We start from the raw sequence: 10330 nt of genomic DNA on the forward strand, positions 1-10330 counted from the left end.
GGTCAGCGAGGGCCCGGCGGCGGCGCTGGTGAAGCGGTTCTACGACGACGCGGCCGGATCGTGGTCCGATCCTGACCCCGGCGGCGCAGAAGCTGTACGGCAGCGAGACGGCGTTCCGTCAGTACTGGGACGCGCACACGATCGAGAACTTCACCAGCATCAAGAAGACCGGCGACAACAAGTCGGACGGGGCGCTCGACATCCAGTTGGCCAGCCTGATCGTCGACGGTCAGGACCGGCCGATGACCCTGCGGGTGATCAACTCCGGTGGAAAGCTGCTGCTCGACAGCGATACCCGGTTCCCCTCCCTGTCCTGACGGGCGCGGTGCTCGACTGCGTCGCCGAGCCGGGGGTGAGACCCGCGGCACGGTGGGACAGACCGTGCGAATAACCGTTGGCACCGGCCGGATAGGCTGGTAGCTGCAACTTTCCTGTTGCGGAAACGGCTGAGGACAAGGATCGACACCACATGACTACCCGCATCGAGCTCGCCCGCGTTGATCTGCGCGGTCGCACTCCCTCCGTTGCCGAGCTGCGCGCCGCGCTGCCGCGCGGGGGAGTCGACGTCGACTCGGTGCTGCATCATGTGCGTCCGGTGGTGGAGGCGATCCGGGATCGCGGCGTCGCGGCCGCGCAGGAGTACAGCGAGCGGTTCGACGGGGTCAGCCCCGCGACGGTTCGGGTGCCGACCGCCGAACTGGCGAAGGCCCTGGAAGAGCTGGATCCGGCCGTGCGCGCGGCGCTGAAGGAGTCCATCGCCAGGGCCAGGAAGGTGCACGCCGATCAGCGGCGCACCGACAAGACCACCGAGGTGGTGCCCGGCGGCACGGTGACCGAGCGCTGGGTGCCGGTCGAGCGGGTCGGGCTGTACGTGCCCGGCGGCAACGCCGTGTATCCGTCGAGCGTGGTGATGAACGTGGTGCCCGCCCAGATCGCGGGCGTCGGCTCGCTGGTGGTCGCCTCGCCGCCGCAGGCGCGCTTCGGCGGCCTGCCGCACCCGACCATCCTGGCCGCCGCGCGGTTGCTCGGCGTCGACGAGGTGTGGGCGGTCGGCGGCGCGCAGGGCGTCGCGCTGCTGTCCTACGGAGGCGTCGACACCGACGGCGCGCAGCTGGAGCCGGTCGATCTGATCACCGGACCCGGCAATATCTATGTGACGGCGGCGAAGCGGCTGTGCCGCGGGCTGGTCGGCATCGACGCCGAGGCGGGCCCGACCGAGATCGCCGTCCTGGCCGACGCGACCGCCGACCCGGTGCACGTCGCGGCGGACCTGATCAGCCAGGCCGAGCACGACGTGCTCGCGGCCAGCGTGCTGGTCACCGACAGCGCGGAGCTGGCCGACGCGGTGGACGCGGCGCTCACCCGGCAGATGACCGTGGTCAAGCACGCCGAGCGGGTGACAGAAGCGTTGCGCGGCAAGCAGTCCGGGACGGTGCTCGTGGACGACATTGCCCAGGGCCTGCGGGTGGTGAACGCCTACGCGGCCGAGCACCTCGAGATCCAGACCGCCGACGCGGCCGCGGTGGCGGCCCGGGTGCGCAGTGCCGGAGCGGTTTTCGTCGGCGCGTACGCCCCGGTGAGCCTCGGCGACTACTGCGCGGGCTCCAATCACGTGCTGCCGACGGCCGGATGTGCCAGGCACTCCTCGGGTTTGAGCGTGCAGACGTTCCTGCGCGGCATCCACGTCGTCGACTACACGGAGGCGGCGCTGAAGGATGTCGCCGGTCACGTCGTCGCACTCGCCGACGCGGAGGACCTGCCCGCGCACGGCCAGGCCGTGCGGGCGCGCTTCGAGGCGCTGTCATGAGCCGGCCCGCCACCGTGCCCGGCGCGGACATCGGCCTGGACGACCTGCCGCTGCGGGAGAACCTGCGCGGCAAGACGCCTTACGGCGCACCGCAATTGAGCGTTCCCGTGCAGCTGAACACCAACGAGAACCCGCACCCGCCGAGCAAGGCGCTCGTCGACGACGTCGCCGAGTCCGTCCGGATCGCCGCCGCCGAGCTGCACCGCTACCCGGACCGGGACGCGGTGGCGCTGCGCACCGATCTGGCCGAATATCTCACGCGGCAAACGGGTGTCGCGGTGAGCACCGAGAACGTCTGGGCGGCAAACGGTTCCAACGAGATCCTGCAGCAGCTGCTGCAGGCCTTCGGCGGGCCGGGCCGCACCGCAATGGGTTTCGTGCCGTCGTACTCGATGCACCCGATCATCTCCGAGGGCATCGACACCGAGTGGATCGAGGCCAAGCGCGACGCGGACTTCTCCCTCGACGTCGACTACGCGGTGGCCGCCATCGCCGAGCGCTCGCCGAACGTGGTGTTCGTGACCAGCCCGAACAACCCGACGGGACACAGCATTCCGCAGGACGCCCTGGCGCGCATCCTCGAGGCCGCGCCGGGCATCGTCGTGGTGGACGAGGCCTACGGGGAGTTCTCCGCGCAGCCGAGCGCCCTCGCGCTGATCGACCGCTTCCCGGCGAAGCTGGTGGTGACCCGGACCATGAGCAAGGCGTTCGCGTTCGCGGGCGGCCGGGTGGGTTACCTGGTCGCCGCGCCCGCGGTCATCGACGCCATGCTGCTCGTGCGGCTGCCCTACCACCTGTCGGTGGTCACCCAGGCGGCCGCGCGCGCGGCGCTGCGCCACGCCGACGAAACCCTCGGCAGCGTCGCGCAACTGGCCGCACAGCGCGATCGGGTCGCCGCGGAACTGGCCGAGATGGGGTTCGACGTGGTCCCCAGCGACGCGAACTTCCTGCTGTTCGGCCGGTTCACCGACGCGGCGCGCACCTGGCATCGCTACCTCGACCACGGTGTGCTGATCCGCGATGTCGGCATCCCCGGCTACCTGCGCACCACCATCGGCCTCGCCGCGGAGAACGACGAGTTCCTGAAGGTCAGCCGCGCGCTGGTGGACACCGACCGCACGCCCCGATGAATCCGCCTGTAAAGGAAGCACTCATGAACCGAACCGCGCGGGTGGAGCGCGTCACCAAGGAGTCCAGCATCGTGGTCGAGCTGGATCTGGACGGCACCGGCAAGACCGAGATCGCCACAGGCGTCCCGTTCTACGACCACATGCTGACCGCGCTCGGCGCGCACGCCAGCTTCGACCTGACCGTGCGGGCCGAGGGCGATATCGAGATCGAGGCGCACCACACGGTCGAGGACACCGCGATCGTCTTCGGCCAGGCGCTGGGAAAGGCATTGGGGGACAAGGCAGGCATCCGCCGGTTCGGCGACGCCTACATCCCGATGGACGAGACCCTGGCACACGCCGCCGTCGACGTGTCCGGGCGGCCGTACTGCGTGCACACCGGCGAGCCGGAACACCTGCTGCACGCGGTGATTCCGGGCTCGCCCGTCGGCGATCGCGCAGGCGCACCGTATTCCACGGTGCTCAACCGCCACGTCTTCGAGTCCATCGCGTTGAACGCCCGCATCGCGCTGCACGTGCGCGTGCTGTACGGCCGCGACCAGCACCACGTCACCGAGGCCGAGTTCAAGGCGGTGGCAAGGGCTTTGCGCGCCGCGGTCGAGCTCGACCCCCGGGTCCAGGGTGTGCCGTCGACGAAGGGAACGCTGTGAGCGAGCCGAAATCCGTCGCGCTGCTCGACTACGGCTCGGGCAACCTGCACTCGGCCGAGCGCGCGCTGGTGCGGGCGGGCGCGAAGGTCGAGGTGACCGCCGATCCCGACATCGTGCTGGCCGCCGACGGTTTGGTCGTGCCGGGCGTCGGCGCCTACGCCGCCTGCATGGCCGGACTGCGAAAAGTGCGGGGGGAGCGCATGATCGGGCAGCGCCTGGCCGGCGGGCGCCCGGTACTCGGCATCTGCGTCGGCATGCAGATCCTGTTCGAGCGCGGCGTGGAGTTCGGCGTGCAGACCGAGGGCTGCGCGGAGTGGCCCGGCGTGGTGGAGCGCCTCGCCGCTCCGGTGCTGCCGCACATGGGCTGGAACACCGTGTCCGCGCCGAGCGGCAGCGTGCTGTTCGACGGCATGGACGAGCAGACGCGCTTCTACTTCGTCCACTCCTACGCCGCGCAGACCTGGGAGATGCCGCCGGGCGACCATTTCGACGCCCCGAAGCTGACGTGGGCCGAGCACGGCGTGCCGTTCCTCGCCGCGGTGGAGAACGGGGCGCTCTCGGCCACCCAGTTCCACCCGGAGAAGTCCGGCGACGCCGGGGCTCAGCTACTGCGCAACTGGGTGCGCTCGCTCTGAACCGATAGCGCCTACCTGGTCTCGGCCCGGTTGACCAGCCAGCGTCCGTTCACATTCTCGACGGTGATCAGCAGCGACATCTTGTTGGTCTTGGGCATGCCCGCGGTCTCGTCGCTCGTCGTCGTCCGCACCACGTCGACGGTCACATCCGCGGTGGCCTCGTCCCCGGAGACGACGCGGCAATCCACTGAGTCGACCTTCGCGGTCGAGTGACTGGCCGCGGCGTTCGCCTGGATGGTCGGCCGGGCCTCCTCGAACTCGGCGCGGAACATGCCGGTCGTGATCTCGCGCATCCGGCCGACGTGCTCGTCGAAGCGCGCGTAGTCGTAGGTCCCCGCGACGGTGCCGAACTCGCACCCGGCCAGCCGCGCCTCCTCGGGCGGCGCCGCCGCGGCGGACTGCGCGGTGGCGAGCATCGCGGTGCAGGTGGCGGCCGAAATCAGGAGCGCGGCAGCGAGAGTCGAACGCGACATACGGGATCCCTTGGGAGAGTGCGGAAAGCGACCGGAGTGATCGCCGAGGCGAGACACTACCGGCGATTCCGTGTCGGCGGGGGCGGCCCGCCGACACGGCCTCCGGGGAGACCCTGACAGGGATATGGGGGTGGCTCCCGGATTCGCCGCGGCGTCCGCGGTTCTACGGTCGTCCCGAGGAGGCCGCTATGAGGCGCATCACTATTCCGCTTGTTGTGCTGACCGGGTACGCCGTGGTCGCGTTCTTCGCGTTCGGCGCCGCCGTGGTCGAGACGATCATGCTGTACCCCAACATCTTTCGAGACGTACCGGAGTCGCTGGCGGAGACCCAGCACTTCATGAGCGCGGTGGCCGTCGGCGACGTCATGCGCCCGCTCGGTGGTGTGCTGACGCTATGCGCGTTGCTCGCCGCCATCGCCTCGGTGCGGTATCGGGTCGGCGTGCGCTCGACGGTGCTGTCGCTGATCTCGTTGGTGAGCGGGCAGTTCCTGCTCTCGGTGCTGTATCTCTGGCCGCGCGCCACGATCCTGTTCGACGATCGCGACAAGCACACCCTCGCCGAGATCGAGCGGGCCGCAACGGAATTCCAGATCGGCGAGGGCGTGCGGATCGCGGCGGCGGCGCTCACGGCGCTGTTCGCGGTGGCGGCCGCGCTGGCCTGCTACCGACGCCGGGTGCTGGCCACGTTCGGCACACTGACAGAGGGTGGGTGAGACCGGCAAGAGCTAGATTGGCCCTCATGGACATCTCGCACGAGGGTGCCCCTACCAGGTTGCGGGCAATGCCGACGCGCCTGGTCACCCAGGTCGCCCTCGTCGCGAACCGGGCGACCGACCGTGCGCTCGGCGCCACCGGCTCGCGCCGCCACCACCACGCCCTGCTCGCCGCGCTCGCCGAGTTCGGCCCGATCAGCCAGGCCGACCTGGGCCGGCGCACCCGCATCGACCGCAGCGACATCGTCGCCACCGTCAACGAGCTGGCCGGCCGCGGGTTCGTCGAGCGCGGGCCGGACCACGGCGACCGCAGGCGCAAGATCGTCACCATCACCGCCGCGGGCACGGCCCACCTCGCCGAGCTGGACGAGCGGCTGGCCGTCGCCCAGGACGAACTGCTTGCCGGCCTCGACGCCGCCGAACGGGCCGAGCTCGTCCGCCTGCTCACCCGCATCCTCGATCGGTGATCCGCCTCCTATCTGCGCAGGCCCGGAGACCGGGGCGGGGAGAAGGGCTACTAGGGTGTCCAGTCGTGAGTCTTGTGCTGCTACCCGCCGTCGATGTCGCCAATGGAGAGGCCGTGCGCCTCGTGCAGGGGGAGGCCGGAAGCGAGACCAGCTACGGCTCGCCGCGCGAGGCGGCGCTGGAGTGGCAGCGCGCCGGCGCGGAGTGGGTGCACCTGGTCGACCTCGACGCGGCGTTCGGCCGCGGCTCCAACCGCGAGCTGCTGGCCGAGGTGGTCGGCGAGCTCGACGTGAAAGTGGAGCTGTCCGGCGGCATCCGCGACGACGACACCCTGGAGGCCGCGCTGGCCACCGGGTGCGCCCGCGTGAACCTCGGCACGGCCGCGCTGGAGGACCCGGTGTGGTGTGCCAAGGCCATCGCCAAGCACGGTGAGCGCATCGCGGTCGGCCTCGACGTCCGCATCATCGACGGCGACTACCGGCTGCGCGGGCGTGGCTGGGTCAGCGACGGCGGCGACCTGTGGGAGGTGCTCGAGCGACTGGAGCGCGACGGCTGCTCGCGCTACGTGGTCACCGACGTCACCAAGGACGGCACGCTGACCGGCCCGAACCTCGACCTGCTGCGCGAGGTCTGCGCCGCCACCGACGCGCCGGTCATCGCCTCCGGCGGCGTCTCCACCGTCGCGGACCTGGTCGCGATCGCCGAGCTGGTGCCCGAGGGCGTCGAGGGCTCGATCGTCGGCAAGGCGCTCTACGCGGGCCGCTTCACGCTGCCCGAGGCGCTGGCCGCGGTGAGATGACCCAGGACCTCTCGGCGTTGCTCGCGGTCGCCCGCGAGACCCTGGACTCGGTCAGCTCCCGCTTCATCGAGGGCGTCGGCGCGCCGAGCGCGGTGGCCAAGGGCCGCAACGACTTCGCCACCGAACTCGACCTCGAGCTCGAGCGCACCATCTCCACCGAGCTGGCGCGGCGCACCGGAATCGAGGTGCACGGCGAGGAATTCGGCGGACCGGAGCTCGTCACCGGGACCGCGTGGGTGCTCGACCCGATCGACGGCACCTTCAATTACTCCTCGGGACACCCGCTCTCGGGCATGCTGCTCGCGCTCGTGCACGACGGCGTCCCGGTCATCGGCCTCACCTGGCTGCCGCTGCTCGGGCAGCGCTACGCCGCGATCGAGGGCGGGCCGGTGCTGCTGAACGGTCAGGCGCTGCCGCCGCTGGCGCAGGGCAAACTGGCCGAGGCGATGATCGGGTTCGGCGCGTTCAATGTCGATGCGCGAGGCCGGATTCCGGGACAGTTCCGCTTCGACCTGCTCGGCCCGCTCAGCAGCCTGTCCTCCCGCGTGCGGATGCACGGCTCGACCGGCATCGATCTGGCGTTCACCGCGTCCGGCGTGCTCGGCGGCGCGATCGTGTTCGGGCATCACCCGTGGGACAACGCGGCGGGCGTCGCGCTGATCCGCGCCGCCGGGGGCGTGGTCACCGACCTGGCCGGCGAGCCGTGGACCATCACCTCCGGCTCGGTGCTCGCCGCCGCGCCCGGAGTGCACGAGGAGCTGCTCGACATGATCTGCACGGTGGCCGATCCGGCGACCGCCGAGGAAGGGTGAGTCGAATGACGTTGGCGGTACGCGTGATTCCGTGTCTGGACGTCGACGCCGGCCGGGTGGTCAAGGGCGTGAACTTCGAAAACCTGCGTGACGCGGGCGATCCCGTCGAACTGGCCGCGGCCTACGACGCCCAGGGCGCCGACGAGCTGACCTTCCTCGACGTCACGGCCTCCACCGGCGACCGGGGCACCATGATCGACGTGGTCACCCGCACCGCCGAGCAGATCTTCATCCCGCTCACCGTCGGCGGCGGCGTGCGCACCGTCGAGGACGTGGACCGGTTGCTGCGCGCGGGCGCGGACAAGGTCTCGGTCAACACCGCCGCCATCGCGCGGCCCGAGGTGCTGCGCGAGATGTCCGAGCGGTTCGGCTCGCAGTGCATCGTGCTGTCGGTGGACGCGCGCACCGTGCCGCCGGGTCAGCCGCCGACGCCCTCCGGCTGGGAGGTCACCACCCACGGCGGCAAGCGCGGCACCGGCCTCGACGCCGTCGAATGGGCAACGCGCGGAGCCGAATTGGGCGTCGGAGAGATCCTGCTCAACTCGATGGACGCCGACGGGACCAAGGCGGGCTTCGACCTGACGATGATCCGCGCCGTCCGCGCCGCCGTCTCCGTCCCCGTCATCGCCAGCGGCGGAGCCGGCGCCGTCGAACACTTCGCCCCCGCCGTACAGGCCGGCGCCGACGCGGTCCTCGCCGCCAGCGTCTTCCACTTCGGCGACCTCACCATCGGCCAGGTGAAGGACTCCATGCGCGCGGAACACATCGTCGTCCGGTAGGACGCAGGTCCGCGCCCAGCCCAACGTCCGCGCGCCGCTCCAGCTTCGCTTCCCGCGCGATGGTTCGCCCGGCGCGCGATGGGTCGTCTGGTGCGCGATGGGTCGTCTGCCGCGTGATGGTTTTGTCTGCCGCGCGATGGTTCGTTCGTCGTGCGATTCGGCCGCCGCGTCACGTTTCGTTCGTCGCGTCGTGGTCCGCCTGCCGCATCTTCTGGCCATGATCGCCTCGGCAGCGGAGCCGATGCGCTCCGGCCCGGCGGCGAACATCGTAGTCGCCGGCCAGCGCACTGGGTCGCCGTGGCTCCGTCGCCGATCATCACGGCGCACGCGCGGTCGGAGGAGCAGGTCTCTTCGAAACGAGTCGAGTCCCAAAACGTTTGGAGCCCAGCACCGATTCGATGGTGATGCAGGGCTGCTTTGGGCGAGCCAGCGGTTCATGGTTGACCTGCGGCGTCATGGTTCGCCTGCCGGGTAAGCATTCGACCGCGCCGTCATGGGGTGTCTGCTGCGGTCGTGGTGCGCCCGCTGCGTCATTGTTCGCCTGCCGTGTGGGTGTTCGCCCGCGGCGTCGTCGTTTGCCCGTCGCGTCATGGTTCCCCGACCCGCACGGATCGCAGCGACCTCGTGCTCGGCGGAAGAACGTCAGCGCGCGTTCCGGCGCGGGCGGCTCAGCGGGAATCCGTCGCCGTGGAATCGGCCACGGGCGTCGGCGTTGTACGGGGGATGAGTATCGGAGTAACGCTGTCTCCCTTCACCCTCGACGCGACCGACAACGCGGTGGATGCCGCGGTCGCCGCGGGCAAACGGGCTGCGGCGGCCGGGTTGAGTTCGCTGTGGTTCGGTCAGACGTTCACCCATGACAGTGCCGTGCTGTCCGCGGTGGTGGGGCGGGAGGTGCCCGAGCTGGAGGTCGGCACCTCGGCGATCCCGATCTCGGCGCGGCACCCGCTGCTGATCGCCGGTCAGGCGCAGACCGCGCAGGCGGCGACGCACGGACGGTTCACCCTCGGCCTCGCCCTCGGCACGCAGGCGTTCACCGAACCGGTCTTCGGCGTCTCCTACGACCGCCCGATCGCCAGGCTGCGCGAGATCCTGATCGCCCTGCGCGACGTGTTCGACACGGGCACAGTCGATTTCCACGGCGAGACGCTCACCGCCGTCGCGCCGCTGCCCGCGGCCGTCGCGGGTGCGCGGCCCGCCGTGCCGATCCTGGTCGCCGCGATGGGCCCGCAGGCGCTGCGCGTCACCGGCGAATTCGCCGACGGCACACTGCCTTTCCTGGTCGGCCCGCAGGCGCTGGCCGAACACGTCGTCGCCCCCATCACCGAGGCCGCCGCGCGGGCGGGCCGACCCGCGCCGCGTATCGCCGTCATGGTCCCCGGAGTCGTCACCGCCGATGTCGACGGCGCCCGCGCGGCGGCCGAGCGGCAGACCGCGTTCTACAACGACATCCCCTCCTACCGCCGAATCATCGAGCTGTCGGGCGCTTCTCGCGCCGCCGACCTCGTCGTCATCGGCGACGAACAGACCATCGCCGATCGCGTCGCCGAGTACTTCGAGGCCGGCGCCACCGACGTCCTCTTCGCCCAAACCGACCTCACCACCCCCGCCGACGAGCAGCGCACCTGGCAACTTCTCGGCGAACTGAACCGCGCCGCTCGGTAATACGCGACCGACCCGTTCGGCCGAGTCGGCCGAACGGGTCGAGGTCCGTCGCATGCGGGTATTTCAGGCTCCCGCAGCCACTTTCAAGAGCACCGCCCCCGCGATGATCGCCGCGAACGACGCGACCTTGGGCAGGGTGATCTTCTCGTGGTAGACGAGCGCGCCGAGGATGACCGTGCCGATCGCGCCGACGCCGGTCCAAATGGTGTATCCCACACCGACATCCAATGTGCGCAGGGCCAGGCTCAGGGTGAAGATGCCGCCCGCCGCGGCGAGCAAGGTGAAGACCGACGGCCAGAGCTTGGTGAAGCCGTTGGTCGCGTTGGTGCCGAGCGCGAACGCGATCTCGAAGACGATGGCGATGCCGAGGAAGAACCAGGCCATGACGAAAACTCCTGTGGT

Annotated in this window: 12 protein-coding genes; 10 read left to right on the top strand and 2 right to left on the bottom strand. The window is 70.7% G+C overall.

The window, feature by feature from the left end:
* Positions 1 to 469: 469 nt before the first annotated feature.
* The 4 genes from hisD to hisH are packed head-to-tail and all read left to right on the top strand — an operon-like array spanning position 470 to position 4222.
* A complete protein-coding gene (gene hisD, locus ON39_RS11850; RefSeq protein WP_040733622.1) occupies positions 470 to 1807 on the top strand; it encodes a histidinol dehydrogenase in 1338 nt (445 codons plus the stop codon).
* Positions 1804 to 2937 (top strand): histidinol-phosphate transaminase, encoded by a 1134-nt coding sequence (locus tag ON39_RS11855; RefSeq protein WP_040733623.1) that lies wholly within the window; start codon positions 1804 to 1806, stop codon positions 2935 to 2937. Before hisD ends, ON39_RS11855 begins: the two co-directional genes overlap by 4 nt.
* A gap of 23 nt (positions 2938 to 2960) precedes the next feature.
* Positions 2961 to 3587 (top strand): imidazoleglycerol-phosphate dehydratase HisB, encoded by a 627-nt coding sequence (gene hisB, locus ON39_RS11860; protein ID WP_040733624.1) that lies wholly within the window; start codon positions 2961 to 2963, stop codon positions 3585 to 3587.
* On the top strand, positions 3584 to 4222 hold the full coding sequence (gene hisH, locus ON39_RS11865) for an imidazole glycerol phosphate synthase subunit HisH (protein WP_040733626.1): 639 nt from the start codon (positions 3584 to 3586) through the stop codon (positions 4220 to 4222). The genes hisB and hisH overlap by 4 nt, the downstream gene beginning before the upstream one ends.
* 11 nt (positions 4223 to 4233) lie before the next feature.
* On the opposite strand, the gene ON39_RS11870 is transcribed toward hisH, so the two are convergent.
* Positions 4234 to 4695 carry a hypothetical protein gene (locus ON39_RS11870; RefSeq protein ID WP_040733627.1) on the bottom strand — a complete coding sequence of 154 codons (462 nt, stop codon included), beginning with the start codon at positions 4693 to 4695 and terminating at the stop codon, positions 4234 to 4236.
* Between the two features lie 188 nt (positions 4696 to 4883).
* On the opposite strand from ON39_RS11870, the gene ON39_RS11875 reads away from it, so the two are divergent.
* The 6 genes from ON39_RS11875 to ON39_RS11900 all read left to right on the top strand — a co-directional run bounded on the left by ON39_RS11875 (position 4884) and on the right by ON39_RS11900 (position 9928).
* The gene (locus ON39_RS11875; protein ID WP_040733628.1) at positions 4884 to 5408 is read left to right on the top strand and encodes a hypothetical protein; all 525 of its coding nucleotides are present in this window, start codon (positions 4884 to 4886) and stop codon (positions 5406 to 5408) included.
* A gap of 26 nt (positions 5409 to 5434) precedes the next feature.
* Positions 5435 to 5875: a MarR family winged helix-turn-helix transcriptional regulator gene (locus tag ON39_RS11880; protein WP_040733631.1), complete on the top strand. Its 441-nt coding sequence runs from the start codon at positions 5435 to 5437 to the stop codon at positions 5873 to 5875.
* A gap of 65 nt (positions 5876 to 5940) precedes the next feature.
* Complete coding sequence (gene priA, locus ON39_RS11885; protein WP_040733632.1) at positions 5941 to 6672, top strand: bifunctional 1-(5-phosphoribosyl)-5-((5-phosphoribosylamino)methylideneamino)imidazole-4-carboxamide isomerase/phosphoribosylanthranilate isomerase PriA; 732 nt, start codon at positions 5941 to 5943, stop codon at positions 6670 to 6672.
* The gene (locus tag ON39_RS11890) at positions 6669 to 7484 is read left to right on the top strand and encodes an inositol monophosphatase family protein (protein ID WP_040733633.1); all 816 of its coding nucleotides are present in this window, start codon (positions 6669 to 6671) and stop codon (positions 7482 to 7484) included. The genes priA and ON39_RS11890 overlap by 4 nt, the downstream gene beginning before the upstream one ends.
* Before the next feature lie 5 nt (positions 7485 to 7489).
* On the top strand, positions 7490 to 8263 hold the full coding sequence (gene hisF, locus ON39_RS11895) for an imidazole glycerol phosphate synthase subunit HisF (RefSeq protein ID WP_040733634.1): 774 nt from the start codon (positions 7490 to 7492) through the stop codon (positions 8261 to 8263).
* Between the two features lie 723 nt (positions 8264 to 8986).
* Positions 8987 to 9928, top strand: a complete 942-nt coding sequence (locus tag ON39_RS11900) for a TIGR03564 family F420-dependent LLM class oxidoreductase (RefSeq protein ID WP_040733635.1) — start codon at positions 8987 to 8989, stop codon at positions 9926 to 9928.
* A 63-nt stretch (positions 9929 to 9991) separates the two neighbouring features.
* Here ON39_RS11900 and ON39_RS11905 read toward each other — a convergent pair.
* Positions 9992 to 10330, bottom strand: a 339-nt coding sequence (locus ON39_RS11905; RefSeq protein ID WP_255219261.1) for a DMT family transporter, incomplete at its 5' end; no start/stop codon positions are given.

Source organism: Nocardia tenerifensis NBRC 101015, from assembly GCF_000308715.1.
Classification (GTDB): Bacteria; Actinomycetota; Actinomycetes; order Mycobacteriales; family Mycobacteriaceae; genus Nocardia; species Nocardia tenerifensis.